This is a genomic window from Corallococcus sicarius (assembly GCF_003611735.1).
Taxonomy (GTDB): Bacteria; Myxococcota; Myxococcia; order Myxococcales; family Myxococcaceae; genus Corallococcus; species Corallococcus sicarius.
The window spans coordinates 17,284-36,178 of record NZ_RAWG01000070.1 but is presented as its reverse complement, the minus strand read 5'-3'; the positions used below and the strand labels follow the sequence as shown (position 1 = coordinate 36,178).

The 18,895-nt window shown below is 69.6% G+C and carries 13 protein-coding genes and 1 pseudogene; 3 read left to right on the top strand and 11 right to left on the bottom strand.

The genetic code is table 11. From position 1 onward, the window contains the following. Window positions 1-132: pseudogene (locus D7X12_RS45285) on the bottom strand (potassium-transporting ATPase subunit KdpA); the annotation flags it as partial. Beyond that, window positions 72-539, bottom strand: coding sequence for a rhomboid family intramembrane serine protease (locus D7X12_RS13865; protein ID WP_120625755.1), 468 nt, complete (start codon window positions 537-539; stop codon window positions 72-74). The gene D7X12_RS13865 and the pseudogene D7X12_RS45285, both read right to left, overlap by 61 nt. A 51-nt stretch (window positions 540-590) precedes the next feature. Between D7X12_RS13865 and D7X12_RS13860 the strand changes: the two genes are divergently transcribed. Together D7X12_RS13860 and D7X12_RS13855 are read left to right on the top strand one after the other, a co-directional pair. Beyond that, window positions 591-2,432, top strand: coding sequence for an FHA domain-containing protein (locus tag D7X12_RS13860; protein ID WP_120625754.1), 1,842 nt, complete (start codon window positions 591-593; stop codon window positions 2,430-2,432). Between the two features lie 45 nt (window positions 2,433-2,477). Continuing rightward, window positions 2,478-3,071 carry a response regulator gene (locus D7X12_RS13855; protein ID WP_014398871.1) on the top strand — a complete coding sequence of 198 codons (594 nt, stop codon included), beginning with the start codon at window positions 2,478-2,480 and terminating at the stop codon, window positions 3,069-3,071. Here the strand turns inward: D7X12_RS13855 and D7X12_RS13850 are convergent. From D7X12_RS13850 to D7X12_RS13840, 3 genes are read right to left on the bottom strand one after another with little or no spacing between them, the layout of a single operon-like run. Continuing rightward, window positions 3,068-3,835: an enoyl-CoA hydratase/isomerase family protein gene (locus tag D7X12_RS13850; RefSeq protein ID WP_120625753.1), complete on the bottom strand. Its 768-nt coding sequence runs from the start codon at window positions 3,833-3,835 to the stop codon at window positions 3,068-3,070. The two genes, D7X12_RS13855 and D7X12_RS13850, sit on opposite strands and share 4 nt — an antisense overlap. Window positions 3,836-3,846: 11 nt before the next feature. Then, window positions 3,847-4,059 carry a biotin/lipoyl-binding carrier protein gene (locus D7X12_RS13845; protein ID WP_120625752.1) on the bottom strand — a complete coding sequence of 71 codons (213 nt, stop codon included), beginning with the start codon at window positions 4,057-4,059 and terminating at the stop codon, window positions 3,847-3,849. A 51-nt stretch (window positions 4,060-4,110) separates the two neighbouring features. Then, window positions 4,111-5,460, bottom strand: coding sequence for an acetyl-CoA carboxylase biotin carboxylase subunit (locus tag D7X12_RS13840; RefSeq protein WP_120625751.1), 1,350 nt, complete (start codon window positions 5,458-5,460; stop codon window positions 4,111-4,113). Between the two features lie 173 nt (window positions 5,461-5,633). Here D7X12_RS13840 and D7X12_RS13835 point away from each other — a divergent pair, with 173 nt between their 5' ends. Continuing rightward, a complete protein-coding gene (locus tag D7X12_RS13835) occupies window positions 5,634-5,978 on the top strand; it encodes a hypothetical protein (RefSeq protein ID WP_244224537.1) in 345 nt (114 codons plus the stop codon). Between the two features lie 13 nt (window positions 5,979-5,991). On the opposite strand, the gene ftsZ is transcribed toward D7X12_RS13835, so the two are convergent. The 6 genes from ftsZ to murB form a co-directional block, all read right to left on the bottom strand. Next, window positions 5,992-7,236, bottom strand: a complete 1,245-nt coding sequence (gene ftsZ, locus D7X12_RS13830; protein ID WP_120625749.1) for a cell division protein FtsZ — start codon at window positions 7,234-7,236, stop codon at window positions 5,992-5,994. 340 nt (window positions 7,237-7,576) lie between these two features. After that, entirely contained in the window at window positions 7,577-14,425 is a 6,849-nt protein-coding gene (gene agmC / locus D7X12_RS13825; protein ID WP_244224536.1) for an adventurous gliding motility protein AgmC, read from the bottom strand. Between the two features lie 315 nt (window positions 14,426-14,740). Next, window positions 14,741-15,976, bottom strand: coding sequence for a cell division protein FtsA (ftsA, locus tag D7X12_RS13820; RefSeq protein ID WP_120610305.1), 1,236 nt, complete (start codon window positions 15,974-15,976; stop codon window positions 14,741-14,743). A 42-nt stretch (window positions 15,977-16,018) separates the two neighbouring features. Next, a complete protein-coding gene (locus tag D7X12_RS13815; RefSeq protein WP_120625747.1) occupies window positions 16,019-16,876 on the bottom strand; it encodes a cell division protein FtsQ/DivIB in 858 nt (285 codons plus the stop codon). Window positions 16,877-17,008: 132 nt separating this feature from the next. Then, complete coding sequence (locus tag D7X12_RS13810) at window positions 17,009-17,965, bottom strand: D-alanine--D-alanine ligase (RefSeq protein WP_120625746.1); 957 nt, start codon at window positions 17,963-17,965, stop codon at window positions 17,009-17,011. Then, window positions 17,962-18,894, bottom strand: coding sequence for a UDP-N-acetylmuramate dehydrogenase (murB, locus tag D7X12_RS13805; protein WP_120625745.1), 933 nt, complete (start codon window positions 18,892-18,894; stop codon window positions 17,962-17,964). The genes D7X12_RS13810 and murB overlap by 4 nt, the downstream gene beginning before the upstream one ends. Window position 18,895: the final 1 nt, after the last annotated feature.

Below are 18,895 nucleotides of genomic sequence, written 5' to 3'. Positions count from 1 at the left end.
GAAGTGCTCGACGATGGGGCCGAGTGACAGCGCGGGGAAGAACGTCAGCGCGCCCACGATGAGGACGACGCTCACGAGCAACCCGGTGAAGAGGACGCCTTCGGTGGGGAAGGTGCCGGGCCCGGGGACCACCAGAGCGAGCCCGCCATCGTCGCCAGGCCCGCCACCGCGAGCAGCGCCACGTAGTCCCACCAGCGGCACGCGCGCTCCACCGCCGAGCCCACCACGCCGAACACCAGCAGGTTGAGCCCCAGGTGCACGCCGTCCCGGTGCAGGAGGTTGGCCGCCACGAGCCGCCATTCCTGACCCGCGTCCGTCACCAGGGGGCCTGTCTTCGCCCCCCAGCGCACCAGCGCGTCCACCCCGGGAGGCCCTCCGGAGGCCAGCGCCGCGTACAGAATCGCCTGCACCCCTACCAGGGTCACCGTCAGCCACGGTAACCTGTCTTCCCCGCCCCTTCCGGCCAACCGACCGATGGACAACAGTGCCCCCCTGACCGTGGGATGGGCAAAAAACCCTGTTGTTCTCGGGGGATACATGGCTTGTCTCGGCAAAGGGCATTCTGCTATAGCTGTACTCGGACCGGACCCGTGCTGAAGCTCATCATCGAAGACGACGAGGGGCGCAAGACCGTTGTTCCCTTCGTGCGCGACGAAATCACCATTGGACGTCAGGAGGGCAACACGATCCGCCTGACCGAGCGGAACGTGTCACGTCGACACGCCCGCCTCGTACGCCTCAATGGACACGTCGTGCTCGAAGACCTGGGGAGCTACAACGGCACCCGGATCAACGGCGAGCGCGTCGCAGGCCAGCTTCCTCTCAAGGAAGGCGACCTCATCCAGATCGGCGACTACGATCTGGCCTTGCAGGTCGAGGGCGCGGCTGCGGCCGCCCCCACTGGCGCCATCACCGCCAAGGTACCCGCCTCCCGCCGGCCAGAGCCGGACGAGGAGGAGGGTGCCCCCGCGCCCAACGCGTCGCGAGACGACGAGGACGAGGACGAGGAGGACGACGACGCGGACGGCGACGAGCATGACCACACGCCCCCATCCGCGGAGGCGCGGCGCAACGCCACGTCCATCATCCGCATGGACCAGATGGAGGCGGACCGCCCCCGCAAGGTGGAGCGCGTCCCGGAGGACGAGCAGCCCCGGCTGCTGGTGCTCGCCCCCAACGAGTTCAAGGGCCAGGAGTACGACTGCAACCGCACCGAGCTGCGGATCGGTCGCACGTCGGAGAACGACATCGCCCTGGACCACCGCTCCCTGTCCCGGACGCACGCGAAGGTCGTGCGCGAGGCGACCGGCGAGTGGCGGGTCATCGACATGCAGTCGGCCAACGGGATGACGGTCAACGGCGAGAGCTACGCCCAGGCCACGCTGTCCCACGGCGACATCATCGAGATGGGCCACGTGAAGCTGCGCTTCGTGGGCCCGGGAACGCTGTCGGAGGACCAGGTCGCGCAGGCAGGCAGCCCGGGTTCGAAGAAGCTGGTCGTGGGCATCGTCGTCGCGTTCCTGTCCATCGCCGCGGGTGCCGCGCTCTTCGTCATCAAGGGCCAGGACCTGGTGGGGACGCCCACCGACCCGCCGCCCGTGGTCGCCGACAATCCTCCGGCGGTTCCGGACAAGCCGGTCGCGGCCGTGGACACGGCGCCCGTGACGCCGGAGACGCCAGAGCCTGCGGCGCCGGAGGCCCCTGCCGAGCCGAAGGTGACGGAGCAGGACTTCGAGACCGCGCTCCAGGCAGGCGACCTCGCCACCGCCAGCGACCTGCTGGCCACGCTGCGCAAGACGAAGGGTGGGCCCGCGCCCAAGGCGCTGGACGGACTGCAGCGTCGGCTGGACGCGGAGACCCTGGCCGACAAGAACCTGACCACGATCGCGACCGCCCTGAGCGCCGGCAAGGTGGATGAAGCCGTCAAGGCCTTCAGCGCGGTCCCCGCAAGCACTGTCTTCGCCAGCCGCCGTAAGGAGCTGAGCGCGCAGCTGAGCGCCGCGCAGCAGCGGGCCGCCCAGGAGGAGCCGCCCCCCGAGGCCGTGGCGGAAAACCAGCCCGACGGCCTTCAATCAGGCAAAGTCCCTGAATCCGAGTTCATGCGGAACATGAAGCCGGGGGCTTTCCCCAAAAACATCGAAGAGATCCAGGCCAAGGTCCGGAGCCTGAACACTCAGCAGCCCGAGGAAGCCCTGCTGATTGCCAAGGACTGTGCCCTGCTGGCCCCCAAGCTCCCCGAGTGCCACCTGATGCTCGGCGTCGTGTACGCCAAGCTCAAGAAGACCGACATGAGCGTGCGTCACTACGAGACCTTCCTCACGCTCACGCCCGACGGGTACCCCAAGCGGGACGCGGTGATCAAGGCCATGAACAAGCTCACCGCGACGGAGCCCCGGGCTGGCGGTACGCCCGAAGAGAAGAACCTGCAGTAACTCCCCCCCGCAGCACTTCCCTCAACCTTGCAGCGAGGAGACGCTGTGCAGATTCGCATCCTGGTAGTTGATGACGAGCAGGACAACTGCGACTACCTCAAGCTGGTGCTGACCCGTGAGGGCTACGAGGTCGTCACCACGACCGACCCCACCCAGACGGTGGACATCCTCCGGGGCTCCGACTTCCACCTCGTCATCCTCGACATGATGATGCCGCAGATGTCGGGCACCGAAGTGTTGGAGCTCATCCGCAAGTACGACACGGACATCGCGGTCATCGTCGCCACCGCCTACCCCACGGTGGACACGGCTGTCGCCTCCCTCAAGGCGCAGGCGTCCGACTACGTGAAGAAGCCCATGGAGCCGGAGCAGTTCACGGCCGCCGTGCGCAACGCGTTGCAGAAGAAGGGTCTGTCGCAGGACCCGGAAGCCGACCTGCACCGCGCCATTGGCCGCACCATCCGCGACGCCCGCAAGACGCAGGAGCTCACGCTCAAGCAGCTTGCCCGCCGCACCGGCCTGTCCGTGTCCCTGCTGTCGCAGATTGAACGCGCGGAATCCTCCGCGTCCATCTCATCGCTCTACAAGATCGCCTCCGCGCTGCAGCTGCGCATGGGCGAGCTGTTCGGCGACACCTAGCGACCGTTGAAGCGGGGCGCGCGCTTTCCCAGGAAGGCCGCGCGCCCCTCCTTCGCATCCTCACTGCCGAACGCCTCGCCGCGCACCTGACGCAGCCGCGCGACGTCCTCCGGAGCCAGTCCGGAGCGCGACAGCAGCCCGAAGGCCGCCTTCATCCCCGACACCGCCTTCGGCGCCTGCGCGGCCAGCGTCTCGCACAGCGCCAGCGCACGCGCCTCCGCGTCCTCCAGGCACTCGTCCAGCAGCCCCCACGCGAGCGCCTCTGGCGCGGGCAGCCGGCGCGCGGTGAGGAACAGCTGCTTCGCCCGCGAAAGCCCCACCAGCCGCACCGCGCGCGCCAGCCCCTCCGGCGAGTACACGATGCCCAGCCGGGCCGGCGGCATGAGGAAGAACGCGTCCGGGGCCCCCACGCGGAAGTCGCAGGAGGCCGCCAGGTCGAAGCCCGCGCCCACCGCGCCGCCCTGCACCAGCGCCACCGACGGTGCCGGGTGCCGCTCCAGCTTCAGCAGGCACGCCACCAGCGCGTCGTCCGGCAGCCGTCCGTCCGCGCCGGGCGGCCCCAGGTGCGTCAAGTCATAGCCCGCACAGAAGTGCCCGCCCTGCCCGCGCACCAGCAGCGCGCGGACGTGGGGGGCGGGCTCCAGCGCCGCGTCCAGCCGGGCCAGCAGCCCGTCATCCAGGGCGTTGCGCCGGGAGGGGTTGGAGACGGTGAGGACCCGCACACCGCCGTCGCGGTCCTCCACCCCCAGCGTGGGCTCCGTCACCGTCCCGCGCCCTAGCCGAGCACCACGAGGACTTCGCCCTCGTTCACGGCCTGCGCTTCCTTGCAGCGGATCTCCTTCACCGTGCCGTCCTCGGTGGTCTCCACCGGCATCTCCATCTTCATGGACTCGAGGATGACGAGCGTGTCACCGGCCTTCACCGTGTCGCCCACCTTCACCTCGATCTTCCACACCGTTCCCGTGATGTGCGCCGCAACGTCCGCCATGAACCAGTCCCTCCTCGGGTGTGAAAATGAAGCGCGGCCTGCCGCGCTCCCCTACGGCTTCGCGTGATGATCCAGGAAGTGCGTGTCCAGCTCCCCGGCGCTGAAGGCCGGAGCCTTCAGGATGCGCAGGTGGAGCGGGATGTTCGTCTTGATGCCCTCGATGCGGAAGTCCTCCAGCGCCTTCACCGCGCGGGCAATGGCCTCGTCGCGCGTCGCGCCGGAGATGATGAGCTTCGCAATCATGGGGTCGTAGTTCGGCGTCACCACGTCGCCCTCGGCGTAGCCGGAGTCCAGGCGCACGCCCTCGCCCGTGGGCGGCTGGAACACCTTCAGCGGGCCGGGGGACGGGAAGTACTTCACCGGGTCCTCCGCGTAGATGCGGAACTCCAGCGCCGCGCCCTTCCGCTTTACGTCCTCCTGCTTCACCGTCAGCCGCTCGCCCGCGGCGATGCGCAGCTGCCAGCCGATGAGGTCCAGCCCCGTGGTCAGCTCCGTCACCGGGTGCTCCACCTGGAGCCGGGCGTTCATCTCGATGAAGTACACCTGCCCGTCCGAGTACAGGAACTCCACCGTGCCCGCGTTGGCGTAGCCGAACGCCTTCGCCGCGGTGACGGCCGCCGTGAAGAGCTGCTCGGACAGGGCCGGGTTCTTCCCGTTCGCGAACAGCACCGACGGGGCCTCCTCCACCACCTTCTGGTGCCGGCGCTGGATGGAGCACTCGCGCTCCAGGCCGTGGATGAGGTGGCCGTGGGTGTCGCCCAGGATCTGCACTTCGATGTGGCGCGGCGCCGGGAAGTAGCGCTCCAGGTACACGCCCTCACGGCCGAAGGCGGCCTTCGCCCGGTCCGTGCACTGGCGGTACACCTTCTCCAGCTCCGCGGGGTTGTTCGCCGCCGCCATGCCGATGCCGCCACCGCCGCTGGCGGCCTTGCACAGCACCGGGTAGCCAATGCGCTCCGCGGCCTCCAGGGCGCTCTGCACGTCCGGGAGGACACCGTCGCTGCCCGGCACCACCGGCACGCCCGCGGCGGACACCAGCTTGCGCGCCTGGCTCTTGTCCTTCATCCGCGCCATGGCCTCCGGCGGCGGCCCCACGAACACCATGCCCGCGTCCGCGCACGCCTGGGCGAACTCGCCGTTCTCCGACAGGAAGCCGTAGCCCGGGTGCACGGCCTGCGCGCCCGTCTTCTTCGCCGCCTCCAGGATGGCGGGGATGCTCAGGTAGCTGTCCCTGGCCGGCGCGGGCCCGATGCGCACCGCCTCGTCCGCTTCCTTCACGAAGGGCAGCGTGGCGTCCGCGTCCGAGTACACGGCCACGGTCTTCACGCCCATCTGCCGGGCCACCGTCCCGATGCGGCGCGCGATTTCACCCCGGTTGGCGATGAGCAGCTTCTGGAACATGGCGGAGACCCCGGCCTTTCGAAGGGCGGCCAAACTAACCCCCACCCCCCTGCCTGACAAGCGCTCGGACAGGCGCGCAACAGGTCCGTACAGTCCCGTAAATTTGCGGGTCTACGGACCCCTGGCGTACCTTGCCCGACGTGAAGCCTCCCTCGACAGGAACGGAAGGCGTCGTGGACCTGCATGGTGCCCGTCGCGCTCGCCGTCTGGATTTGTACCGGAGCCGGCTCAATGAGCGGCTCCAGGCCACCCGCGCCAACCTGGTGACGCTCTACGAGGGCGGCACCCTCTTCACGCCCGACGGCACCAAGCGGGGCCGCTCGCTGCTCAAGGCCCTGCAGCTGCTCCAGCGCGCCGGCACCCGGATGGAGGAGCTGTCCGGTACCGGGCTGCTGCCCGCCCCCCGTGCGTCGGAGCGCATCGACGCGCTCTACGACGAGGTGGACGGCCTGTTCGCCCGCTGTGACCGCCTCACGGGCCGGGGCACGGCGAGCGTGGCCCGCCTCCCCCGCAACTGACGGCCCTTCCGGCCTACGGCAGCTCCGTCTGACCCTGGCGGCGCAGGAACGTCGGGATGTCGAACTGATCCTCGTCCAGGGGCAGCGCCGCGTCCTTCACCACGGCCGTGCGCGCGCTCTGCATGGAGGACTTCGGGTTCTCCACCGTGGACATCGTCGGACGGGGCGTGCTCTTCGCGGGGACGAGGCTCGCCACCTCCTCGCGCGACGAGGACAGCACCGACGACGGCGCGGGGCGGCTGGACATGGGCATGGACATGGGCACCTGGACCACCTGCGCCATGGGCCGCACCTTGGCCGCCTCGCGGTGCACGAAGCCCGTGGCGATGATGGTGATCTTCACCTCGTCCTGGATCTGCTCGTCGATGAGCGACCCGAAGATGATCTCCGCCTCGCCGTCCGCCGCGTCGTGCACCAGCGTCAGGGCCTCGTTGACCTCCTGCAGGGTCATGTCGCGGCCGCCGGTGATGTTGATGAGCAGGCCCGTGGCGCCGTCGATGGAGACGTCCTCCAGCAGCGGGCTGGAGATGGCCTGCTGCATGGCGATGACGGCGCGCCGGTCGCCGCAGGCGTTGCCGGTGCCCATGAGCGCCAGGCCCTTGTCGCTCATGATGGTCTTCACGTCCGCGAAGTCCACGTTGATGTAGCCGTGGTACTGGATGAGGTCGCTGATGCCCTGCACGGCGTTGAGCAGGACCTCGTCGGCGCGCTTGAACGTCTCCAGGAGCGGCATGGGCTCGTTGGAGAGCGACAGCAGGCGCTGGTTGGGGATGGTGATGAGCGTGTCCACCGCGGCCTTGAGCTCCACGATGCCCTGCTCGGCCTGCTTGCGGCGCTTGTTGCCCTCGAAGAGGAACGGCTTGGTGACGACGCCCACCGTGAGGCAGCCCAGGCTCTTGGCGATGTCCGCGATGATGGGCGCGGCGCCCGTGCCGGTGCCACCGCCCATGCCGGCCGTCACGAAGACCATGTCGGCGCCTTCCAGCACCGCGGCGATCTGATCGCGCGACTCCAGCGCCGCCTCGCGGCCCATCTCCGGGTTGGCGCCGGCGCCCAGACCCTTGGTGAGCGCCTGGCCCAGCTGCAGCCGGGTGGGCGCCTTGGAGGCGGCGAGCGCCTGGACATCGGTGTTGGCGGCGATGAAATCGACGCGGTCGAGCTTCGACAGAATCATCGTGTTGACCGCGTTGCAGCCCGCCCCGCCCGCGCCCACGACACGAATCTTCGCGGCCTGCTTGTTCTGCTCGAACTGGTCCATGTCGTTCCTCTTGGCGGAAGCCCAACGGCGCCGTCCGCGATGACTGCCGCCTTCGACAATCATCAGGAAGTCGGGCGCTTTGGCAAGTATTCCGCTACGCGCCTGTAGCGCCCTGCTGCGGTGTCGAGTCCTGACGCCCACTTACGCGCAGGGCTTCGGCATGCATGCGTGCGCCGTGGTGGGTGAAACGCCCTCTTGACTCGCGCGCCTGACTCACCTTGGTCGGTCGTGCGTGCCTTGCGCGCGGCGTGACGTGGCACGGCGGGGCCCGGATGACGAAAAGGCCCGGCTCCCTGGATGGGAACCGGGCCTTGCCGCGCTTCAGCACGACGGTGAAGGACTACGGGGCGGGACGTTCGATTTCGACCTTGCCCAGCTTCAGGATGTTGAACTCCACGCGGCGGTTGTTCTCCCGGCCCGCGGCCGTCTTGTTGGTGTCCACCGGCTTCGTCTCACCGAAGCCCTCGGACTCCAGGCGCTCCGCGGCGATGCCCTCGTTCACGAGGAACGTGCGCACGTTGGCGGCGCGGCGCTTGGACAGGTCCAGGTTGGCGGTGTCCTTGCCCTGGTCGTCCGTGTGGCCCTCGATGCGCAGCAACTCCACCTGCGGGTTGGCGCGCAGCACGGCGGCCACCTGCTTCAGCAGCGGGAACGAGCGCGGCAGGATGACGTCCTTGTTGGTCGCGAAGTAGACCTTCTCCAGGATGAAGATGCGCTCACCCTCGACGGTCACCTTGACCTTGCCCTTGTCGGGGCAGCCGTCCTCGTCGGTGACGCCGTTGATGGTCTCCGGCTCCAGCGGGCACTTGTCCGCCGCGTCCGCGACGCCGTCACGATCGTTGTCCGGGTCCGGGCAGCCGTCCTCGTCCTGGAAGCCGTCCTTGTCCTCGGGCGCGTTGGGGCACGCGTCGTCCGGGTCCATCAGGCCATCGCCGTCGGTGTCCACCGGAGGAGGAGGCGGCAGGGGCTTCGTGTCCGGGCATCCGTCGGCTTCCTCGTAGGCGTTGACCGTCTCCGGCTCCAGCGGGCAGCGGTCCGCCGTGTCGGGGATGCCGTCGCTGTCGTTGTCCGGGTCCGCGCAGCCATCCGCGTCCTGGAAGCCGTCGAAGTCCTCCGGGCCTTCCGGGCACACCGGCCGGGGCGGCGGGGCACGCTCGGGGGTGGTGTAGCTGAGCCCCGCGAGCACGCGGAAGGTGGGCGTGCCGTAGCCGTGCGTCAGGCCCGGGCCCGCGCCCACGTGGGCGGCGAGCCCGCCCGTCGTCGGCCGGTACTTCAGCGCCGCGAGCAGCTCCAGCGGACGCTCTTCTTCATCCTGCTGCTTGAAGCCCATCGTGCCCGCCAGCGTGGCGTCCAGCGCCAGGGGCACCTTGCCCAGTTCGAAGGGCAGCTCCGCGCCCAGCGCGTACGCCAGCGCGCTGCCGGTGTTCAGGTTGCGCAGCTGCTCCGACTTGCGCAGGTCCACGCCCAGGTTGGCGAGCACCCGGAAGCGCCGGCCGTACTCCGCGACGAGGCGCGGGTTGACGGACACGCCCGACCCGCCGAGGAAGTCCGAGGCACCGCCGGTGGGCAGCGACACAGGCACCGCCAGCGCCAGGCCGAAGTTCTCCCGGTCCAGGAGCCGCGCCTTGGGGACGAGCCGCAGGTCGCCGATGCCGCCACCCCCCACGCCGTTGGCGAAGGAGGAGTCCACGCCCGGCGAAGCCTCCGAGCTCTGGATGGTGACGGGCAGCACGACGCCGATTTCGAAGCGGTCGAGGAAGCCCACCGCTCCCATCAGGTCCACGCCCACCTGGCTCTTCACCAGGGAGGTGACGTACGTGTCCGAGCGGGGGTCGAAGAAGTTGAGCGGCTTGTCGGCGTAGTTGACCGAAAGCCCCACGTTCCACCCCAGGTGCCGCTGCACCTGCGCGCCCTGCACGGCGAGCACGTCCGAGATGCCCGGGCCCGGCTTGTACTGCTGCACGTCGATGGCCTGCGACACGGCGTTGGCCTGCGCCTGGGCGTCCGGGGCCGCGAAGAGCGCGGTCACGAACAGGGCGAAGACGCCGCCCATGCGCGCCAGGAGCTGCCCGCCCTTGCGGAAGCGGCGGCCCACCAGGGGCAGGGCCAGCAGCATCAGCGCGAAGGGCACCAGCGAGCCCGTCCCACCCGTGTTGCAGCCGTGGCCCACGACGAGGAAGTCGTCGTTGGCGTCGAGCGGGTCGGAGCCGCCCTGCGCTTCCACGCCGTCATCGATGCCGCCGCCGTCGGTGTCCTTCTGGCTGGGGTCCGTCTCCGCGTCGGCGCGGCGGCCGTCGTGGTTGGCGTCCTCATCGCCGTCCTTCAGGCCGTCACCGTCGGTGTCCGTCTTCTTCGGGTCCGTCTTCGTGGACGGATCCGCGTCCGGCTTGAAGTTCGGCGACTGGCGGTTGGTCCCCACCGGCGTGTTCAGCTCGGTGACACCCAGCTCGGTGCCGTCGAGGATGCCGTCGTTGTCGCTGTCCGGGTCCCGCGCGTCGATGATGCCGTCGCCGTCCGTGTCCGTCAGGCCGTCGGTGCCGTCATCCACGCCGTCGTCGTCGGTGTCGGAGTCGAATGGATCCGTCCCCTTCTCCAGCTCCGTGGCGTTGTCGATGCCGTCACCGTCCGCGTCCTTGTCGTCCGCGGGGTTGTTCGGATCCGTCTCGCGCACGTCCACGCGGCCGTTGTGGTTCGCGTCCTCGATGCCGTCGAGCACGCTGCCGCCGTCGGTGTCGCGGTTGAGCGGGTTCGTATGGGTCGCGGGCTCCTCGTCCTTGACGAACTTCGCCGGGTCGGTGTCCGTGCCCTGCGGCGTGGTGAGGCTCAGCTCCAGGCCGTCCGTCAGGCCGTCGCCGTCCGTGTCCGCCTTGTTCGGGTCCGTCTCCGTGGGGTCCACGGCGCCGTCGTGGTTGGCGTCCTCGTTGCCGTCGAGCAGACCGTCGTCATCCGAGTCGTCGTCGAGCGGGTTCGTCTTCGTCGCGGGGTCCTTGTCCGCCACGAACTTCGACGGGTCGGTGTCCGAGCCCTGCGGCGTGGTGAGGCCGGTCTCCACGCCATCCGTGAGGCCGTCGCTGTCGGAGTCCGAGTTCTTCGGATCCGTCTCGTCGGCGTCCACGACGCCGTCGTGGTCCTTGTCCTCGTTGCCATCGAGGATGCCGTCGTCATCCGAGTCGTCATCGAGCGGGTCGGTCCCGCCGACCTTGACCTCGATGCCGTCGGGGATGCCGTCGCCGTCGGTGTCCGGGTTGTTCGGATCCGTGCCGAGGGTGACCTCCTCCGCGTCCGTCAGGCCGTCGTTGTCCGTGTCGGCCGTGTCAGACCAGCGGAAGGTGGTGGTGGCCGGAGCGCTCGTGTTGCCCGCGCCGTCCGTGGACACCGCCGTCACGGTGTACTGCCGGTCCGTCAGGGTGATGGGCAGCGGGAACCTCCAGTTGCCGGAGGCATCCACCGCGATGGGGCCGTAGTCCGTCCCATCGAGCGTCAGCGTCACGGACGTCGCCTTCGTGGACGTGCCCACGATGGTCACCGTGGAGGTGCCCACCGTCGTGCCGCTGACCGGCGAGGTGATGGCCACCGTCGGCTTCGACAGGTCCACCGTGAAGGTGGAGGTCGCCGGGGTGCTGGTGTTGCCCGCCGCGTCCGTGGAGACCGCCGTGACGGTGTACGTGCCCGCGGCCAGCGGACCCGGAAGCGCCTGGCTCCAGTTGCCCGAGGCGTCGACCGCGATGGGGCCGTAGCTCGCACCGTCGAAGGTCACCGTCACGGACGTCGCGCCCGTGGAGGTACCCGTCGCCGTCACGTTCGGATTGGTCGTCGTGGAGCTGTTGGCCGGGGTGGTGATGGCCACCGTCGGCGCGGTCTGGTCCACCGTGAAGGTGGAGGTCGCCGGGGTGCTGGTGTTGCCAGCGGCGTCGGTGGACACCGCGGTCACCGTGTACGTGCCATCCGCCAGCGGACCCGGCAGCGCCTGGCTCCAGTTACCCGAGGCGTCGACCGCGATGGGGCCGTAGTCCGTGCCGTCGAAGGTCACCGTCACGGACGTCGCGCCCGTGGAGGTACCCGTCGCCGTCACCGTAGGGGTGTTGATCGTCGAGCCGTTGCCCGGCGTGGTGATGCCGACCGTCGGCGCGGTCAGGTCCACCGTGAAGGTGGTGCTTGCAGAGGTGCTGGTGTTGCCAGCGGCATCCGTGGACACGGCGGTCACGGTGTACGTGCCGTCGGTCAGGCTCACCGGCAGCGTGTAGTTCCAGTTGCCCGCGCCATCCACCGGGATGGGGCCGTAGTTCGTGCCGTTGTAGGTGAGCGTCACGGACGTCGCGCCCGTGGAGGTGCCCGTCACCGTCACGGTGTCGGTGCCAATCGTCGAACCGTTGGCCGGGGTGGTGATGGCCACCGTCGGAGCCGTGAGGTCCACCGTGAAGGTGGAGGTCGCCGGAGTGCTGGTATTGCCAGCACCGTCCACGGAGACAGCGGTCACGGTGTACGTGCCTTCCGCCAGGGGGCCCGGCAGCGGGTAGCTCCAGTTGCCCGCGGCATCCACCGCGACGGGGCCGTGGCTCGCACCGTCGAAGGTGAGCGTCACGGACGTCGCGCCCGAGGACGTACCGGTCACCGTCACCGTATCGGTTCCCACCGAGGTGCCGTTCGCCGGGGTGCTGATGGCCACCTGCGGTCCGGTCAGGTCCACCGTGAAGGTGGAGGCTGCCTGGGTGCTGGTGTTGCCCGCGGCGTCCGTGGACACCGCGGTCACGGTGTACGTGCCTTCGCCAAGGCTGACCGGCAGCGGGTAGCTCCAGTTGCCGGAAGCGTCCACCGCGATGGGGCCGTAGTCCGTCCCCTGGAAGGTGAGCGTCACGGACGTCGCGCCCGTGGAGGTACCCACGACCGTCACCGCGTTGGTGCCAATCGTCGAGCCGTTGGCCGGCGTGCTGATGGCGACCGTCGGAACCGTGAGGTCCACCGTGAAGGTGGAGGTCGCCGGAGTGCTGGTGTTGCCCGCGCCGTCGGTGGCCACCGCCGTCAACGTGTAGGAACCCTCCGCCAGGGGGCCCGGCAGCGGGTAGCTCCAGTTACCCGCGGCATCCACCGCGACGGGGCCGTGGCTCGCACCGTCGAAGGTGAGCGTCACGGACGTCGCACCCGTGGACGTGCCGGTGGCCGTCACCGTGGGGGTGTTGATCGTCGAGCCGTTGGCCGGGGTGGTGATGGCCACCGTCGGCGCGGTCTGGTCCACCGTGAAGGTGGACGTGGCCGTCGTGCTGTTGGTGCCCGCTCCGTTGGTGGACACGGCGGTCACGGTGTACGTGCCATCCGCCAGCGGACCCGGAAGCGCCTGGCTCCAGTTGCCGGAAGCGTCCACCGCGATGGAGCCGTAGTTGATGCCCTGGAAGGTCACCGTCACGGACGTCGCGTTGGTGGACGTACCGGTCACCGTCACGTTCGGATTGGTCGTCGTCGAGCCGGTGGCCGGCGTGCTGATGGCCACCGTCGGCGTGGTGCCGGCCGTCACCGTGAAGGTGTTGGTGTTGCTCTGAGGGCTCGTGATGCCATCCGTCACCGTGACCGCGTACACGGTATGGGGGCCGGGGCTCAGGGGCGTGGTCGGCGTGACAGTGTAGTTGCCCGTCGCGTCGGACGTCGTCGTGCCCACCAGCGTGCCGTCCACGTAGACGTTGACGGTCTGGTTGCCACCGCCCGGCGTCGTGCCGGTGATGGGGGGCGTGGTGCTGGTCGTCGTCGAGCCGTTGGCCGGCGTGATGACGGTGGGCGGCAGGTTGATGACACCCGGGCTGCCCGGGGCCGCGCCGTACGTCGCGCCGTCAGGGGCGCTCGGAGTGGTCTGGGTCCCGGCCTCCCCGCGCGCGACCGACGTGTCACACGTCAGGGTCGTGCCCTGAAGAAGGATGTTGCCACCACCACCACCACCGCCAGTTCCATGCGGCGTCTCAAAGACACTGTTGCCACCGGAGCCACCCCTCGCGGAGAGGAGGCCTGTGCCACCACAGGACAGGGGCCCGTTGAACTTCAGCGAGAGGGTGCCACCTGCGCCGCCGCCGCCCGCCGCATCGTTCTGCGATGCCCCGCCATTGAAGCCATCCGCCGTGATGTTGCCCGCGCCCGCGAGCGCCGCACCGCGCACGAATACGATGCCACCCGCATTGCCACCGCCACCGCCGTTGCCGTCGTTGCCGTGACCGGAGCCACCGCCACCGCCGAACAGGAGGCGCGTCGCAGGGCTGAACACCATCTGTCCGCCGCCCAGGCCTCCTACCGGACGCGAGGGCGTAGGCTCATCACCCGTCCAGGTCCGGCCGCCAATGCCTCCCGAACCACCGTTGCCACCGCCACCACCACCGGAGTTGTGGCACACGCCGCCGCCACCCGCGTGGAGGATGTTGCCGCGGCCTGCGGTCCCCTCGGCGACGGGGAACGACTCAGGCACCTTGTAGCGACCAGGCACCACACCCTCGCCCTTGATCGCGCCACCCTCCCACTCCTCGTCAAGCCCGGAGCAATTGTCACCACTGCCGTTGAAGTACTCGCCGCCGCGGAAGCCCGCGCCGCTTGCGGAGATGACGCCATTGTTCGTCACCGTCCCGGTGGCGAGGAACACCACGATGCCGCCCACGTTGTCCGTGTGGTCTACGTCGTTGGACCAGGGCTTCGCGACGATGCTGGCGCCCGGGTTGATGGTCACCGTCGTGTACTCGGGGACCCGGATGACCTGCGCCGAGGAGCGGATGGCGTCGAGATCCGCGTCGCCGCCCGTGAAGGCCGCCGTCAGCGCGGAGGCAAGCTCCAGCACGTTGTTGTCGACATCAACGCCGGACAGACGCACGAACTGCCAGTTGCCCACTGCGTTGGACGCGAAGTTGAACGGGCCCGGCGCACCGGACGTCACCGCCCCCGTGTAGCCCGTGGACTGGAACACCATCACCAGGTCGTCGGCGGCGAAGCCCGCCGTGTCCGTCACCGTCAGCGTGTTGGCACCCACGGCCGCAGGGGCGTTCAGCCGCGCGTACGTGTTGACGACCGTGCCCGGCGCGTTGACCGTCAGCACATCGTCAGAGCCATCACCCAGGCCGAACGTGTCCGGTTCGGCCAGCGCGGCGGGTGCGGCGAGCACCGTACACAGCAGGGCCAGGAGGCCCGCGGCGGATCTGCGAGCTCCCGGGAGGGGCGTCAGCAACCGCGAAGTCATTTGTGGGGTCATAGGTTCAGGGCTCACGGGAACAGCGGGATGGTTCCGGGGGCCACTGCCCCCCTAGCAAGCCGGGCGCCATCTTCTGTCCGGTTTTCATTCCGACCAAATCCGCACACTTGTGCCGCCTGCTCCCCATGCTTACGGGCGGAATCCCGAATCTGGATCCAGTTTCCGGAAACTGGAAACCCCCGCGCGTCCCCCTCTGACGCGTCAACGTGCGCCGTTGACGCGTCAGCCCTGAAACGAGAAAGGGCCCCCCGAAGGGAGCCCTGACTCAGCGCGGCATGACGCCGGAGACTTCTAGAAGATCTCTTCCAGCCACTCGCGCATCCGGCCCTTCACCTTCTTGTAGACGTTGCCGTCCTCGCGGATGCGGAACATGCGCCGGTCCATGTGCTTGGCACCGTAGACGACCAGGCCCACGCCCGTGGCGTACATGGGGCTCTTCACCACGTCCACCAGGCCGCCAATGCCGCGCGGCATGCCCCGACGCACCGGCAGGCCCAGCACCTCTTCGGCCAGCTCCGGCATGCCCGCGAGCAGCGTGGAGCCACCCGTGATGACGATGCCGGACGCGAGCAGGTCCTCGTAGCCGCACTTCTGGATCTCCCGGTGCACGAGCTGGAAGATCTCCTCCACGCGCGGCTCAAGAATCTCCGAGAGGATCTGCCGGCCCAGGACGCGCGGCTGACGGCCGCCCACGCTGGGCACTTCGATCGTCTCGTCCTTGTTGATCATCGACGCGAGCGCGCAGCCGTACTTCTGCTTGATGCGCTCGGCCTCGTGCGCGGGGGTGCGCAGGCCGATGGCGATGTCGCTCGTCAGGTTGTTGCCGCCCAGGGCGATGACGGCCGTGTGGACGATGGAGCCGCCGGAGAAGATGGCGATGTCCGTGGTGCCGCCGCCGATGTCGACGAGGCACACGCCCAGCTCCTTCTCGTCCTCGCTCAGCACCGCCTCCGCGGACGCCAGCGGCTGCAGCACGATGTCGGAGACGTTCAGGCCCGTGCGGTTCGCGCACTTGACGATGTTCTGCGCGCTGGAGACGGCGCCCGTGACGATGTGCACCTTGGCCTCCAGGCGCACACCCGCCATGCCCAGGGGCTCCTTGATGCCGCCCTGGTCGTCGATGATGAACTCCTGGGGCAGGACGTGGATGACCTCCCGGTCCAGGGGGATGGCCACCGCCTTCGCGGCGTCAATGACGCGCGCGATGTCCGCCTCGCGGACCTCCTTGTCCTTCACCGCGACGATGCCCTGGGAGTTGAAGCCCTTGATGTGGCCGCCGGCGATCCCCGTGTACACATGGGAGATCTCCGCCCCGGCCATCAACTCGGCTTCCTCCACGGCGCGACGGATGGACGACACCGTGGCCTCGATGTTGACCACGACGCCCTTGCGCAGACCCTTCGACGGGTGCGTGCCGATGCCGATGATGTCGATGCCGCTATCAGTCAGCTCGCCCACGATGGCGCAGATCTTCGTCGTGCCAATGTCGAGGCCGACGATGATCTCCCCCGACTTCTGCTTCGCCATTGAAACCTCCCAGGCCCCCTCACTTTCGTGAAGGAAGCATCCTCACTGCGTCGAGCCCCCGCTCCTCTCGGAGTCGGACCCGCTCGAAAGCCTCACCGCCACCCAACCCGGTCGGGCACGGTTATCCAGGCGAATGATCTCGGCTGCAAGCCCCCTCGTGCTGAGCTCGCGACGAACGCGCGCCAGCCGCTGGAGCTTGACTTCCGTATCGCCCACGCCGAGGCGCACCTCCTGCCCCGTCGTCGTCACCAGCGCAAGCCCGCTGTTCTCCAGGCGCACCTCGGACAGCCGCTCGGATCGCCCGGGCGACAACCGCGCATAAGCACGGGTTACATCCAGCGCCTCGCGGAAGCGCGCACGCACCGCGTCCGCGTCCGCGACGTAGGCCTCGCGCTCCAACCCCGTGACGAGCGGCAAATCCAGCCCGTCCCCCGGGGTGACGCGCTTGAAGGGCTCGCCCTCCTCGTCCAGCACGTACAGGTCCCCCAGCACCGCCAGTGCCGCGGGCGCGTGCTCCGCCACCTCCACCGACACCCCACGCGGAAACCGCCGCGTCACCTCCACCGTGCGCACCCAGGGGTGCTGCCCCATGGCCCGCGCGAGCGCCGCCGGCTCCAGCGACCAGAGGTTCTGTCCCGCCGCCAGCCCGGACAGCTTCAGCAATTCCGCGCGCGACGCCCGCTCCAGCCCGGAGAAGGTCACCGACTCCAGCGCGAAGCGCGGAGACACCCGCGCCCAGGCGCGCAGTTCGATGCTTCCCCACACCAACGCGGCCGTCACCACCGTCAGCCCCAGGGCCTTGCCCACCGTCGGTCCGTGCGAGCGGACAGCGCCCTTCACCGCGCTGTTGCGCGATGCGGCGTCCAGTTGACGGCGTTTCTTGTTCTTGCCGAAGGCCATGGGTAGGGAGGCGCATGCTGCGTGCGGAGATCGCTTCACGCCAGTTTTTGGCTACAGGCATGTGGCTGTAGCGGCCCGCGGGGACACCCCGGCCCTATAAGGGGCCGGAACTCCAAGAAGACGGGGAGCGCCTCAAGCCTTGAGCGAAGCGCCCTGGAGCAGCCGCTCACACAGCGCCGGGAAGTCGATGCCCCGCCCCGCCGCGATTTTCGGCAGCAGGCTGGAGGCCGTCATTCCGGGCAGCGTGTTGATTTCCAGCAGGAATACGTCACCGGACTCCGTGACGATGACGTCCGAGCGCGACCCGCCCGCACACCCCAGCGCCACGTGCGCGGCGAGGGAGACGGCGTTGACGCGCGCGTACAGGTCCGGAGGCAGGGGCGCGGGGAAGAGGTACTGGGTGCCGCTGCCCGCCTTGTACTTGGCCTCGTAGTCGTAGAACTCGCGGGCCGCCTTGACCTCGATGACGCCCAGCGCCTCGTTGTCCAGCACGCCGCCCTGCACCTCGCGGCCCTTGATGAACTGCTCCACGAGCAGCGTGCCCGCGTGCGTCGCAGCCTCCTTCACGGCGGCCGTGTACTCGTCGCGCGTCTTGCAGATGTGCACGCCCACGCTGCTGCCCTCGCGGCTGGGCTTCACCACCACCGGGAAGGGGAATGGCAGGCGGTCGCCTTCCGCGAGCGCCGCCTCCGCCGAGGCGAAGGCGCGGTAGGGCGGCGTGGGGATGCCGCGCGAGACAAAGATCTCCTTCGCGTACACCTTGTCCATGCCCACCGCGGAGGCCATCACGCCGCTGCCGGTGTAGGGGATGAACATGGCCTCCAGCAGGCCCTGGATGCAGCCGTCCTCGCCGTAGCGGCCGTGCAGCGCGAGCCACGCCACGTCCACCTTCTCCGCGATGAGGCGCGCGGGCAGGTCCCTGCCCACGTCGATGTCCACCACGTCGTAGCCCAGCCCGCGGAGCGCGCCGGCCACCGCGGCGCCGGTGCGCAGGGACACCTCGCGCTCGGAGGAGAGGCCGCCGAACAGCACGCCCACGCGCTTCGACTTCAACTCTTCCGGGGTGAAGCCTCGGGGACCGACGCTCATGGCAGGAACACTCCGACGCATTTGACTTCGGGTTGCAGGGTGACGCCCGTGGCTTCCAGCACCCGCGTCTGCATCAGGGTGAGGAGGCCGCGCACGTCGCGGGCGGTGGCGCCGCCCAGGTTGACGATCCAATTGGCGTGCAGCGGGGACACCTGCGCACGCCCCAGGGTGTGCCCCTTCAGGCCGACAAGTTCAATCAGCCGCCCGGCATGGTCGCCCGGCGGGTTGGTGAACACGCTGCCGAAGTTGGGCTGACTCAACGGCTGCGTGCGCTTCCTGTAGCCCAGGTCCGCGTCCATCGCGGCCTTGCTCGCCACCACGTCACCCCTGGGAAGCACGAAGCGCACGCGCGTGACGATACCTCCAGGCGGCAGCGTGGCGTGACGGTAGGTGTGCGGCACCTGCGTTTTGTCCAGCCACCCCACCCCGTCCACCGTGGCCACCTCGATGGCGTCCACCACCCGGAAGCATTCGCCGTTCTTCGTGCCGGCGTTCATCGTCACCGCGCCGCCCAGGGTGCCGGGGATGCCCGCGAGGAACTCCGCGCCCACCAGCCCCTGCGCCCGCATCACGTTGACGAGCCGCGCGATGGCGGCGCCCGTCCCCAGCGTCACCTGCCCGCCGTCCGGGCCGACGTCCACCACCTCCGGGAACAAGTCCGGAGGAAGCTTCACCGTGAGGCCCGGCACGCCGCCGTCCCCCACCAGCGTGTTGGCGCCGCCGCCCAGCACCGTGACGGGCACGCCCTCCTCGCGGGCGAAGCGCAGCAACTCCACCAGCGCATCCGGCGAGCGGGGCCGCACCAGCGCTTCGGCCGGGCCGCCCACGCGCACGCTGATGAGCGGCGCCAGGGGCTCGCCCGGCTTCACGTCCAGGCCCGGCAGCCGCGCCACGCGCGCCGCGAGCACAGTGGCGACACCCGCCTCCATC

What these genes read in the sequence shown, in the direction of transcription:
- ftsA (WP_120610305.1), bottom strand. Translation starts at nt 15,976, where the DNA reads ATGGCGAAGCAGAAGTCGGGGGAGATCATCGTCGGCCTCGACATTGGC.
- D7X12_RS13815 (WP_120625747.1), bottom strand. Translation starts at nt 16,876, where the DNA reads ATGGCCTTCGGCAAGAACAAGAAACGCCGTCAACTGGACGCCGCATCG.
- murB (WP_120625745.1), bottom strand. Translation starts at nt 18,894, where the DNA reads ATGGAGGCGGGTGTCGCCACTGTGCTCGCGGCGCGCGTGGCGCGGCTG.
- ftsZ (WP_120625749.1), bottom strand. Translation starts at nt 7,236, where the DNA reads ATGGACCAGTTCGAGCAGAACAAGCAGGCCGCGAAGATTCGTGTCGTG.
- D7X12_RS13810 (WP_120625746.1), bottom strand. Translation starts at nt 17,965, where the DNA reads ATGAGCGTCGGTCCCCGAGGCTTCACCCCGGAAGAGTTGAAGTCGAAG.
- D7X12_RS13840 (WP_120625751.1), bottom strand. Translation starts at nt 5,460, where the DNA reads ATGTTCCAGAAGCTGCTCATCGCCAACCGGGGTGAAATCGCGCGCCGC.
- D7X12_RS13845 (WP_120625752.1), bottom strand. Translation starts at nt 4,059, where the DNA reads ATGGCGGACGTTGCGGCGCACATCACGGGAACGGTGTGGAAGATCGAG.
- D7X12_RS13865 (WP_120625755.1), bottom strand. Translation starts at nt 539, where the DNA reads ATGTATCCCCCGAGAACAACAGGGTTTTTTGCCCATCCCACGGTCAGG.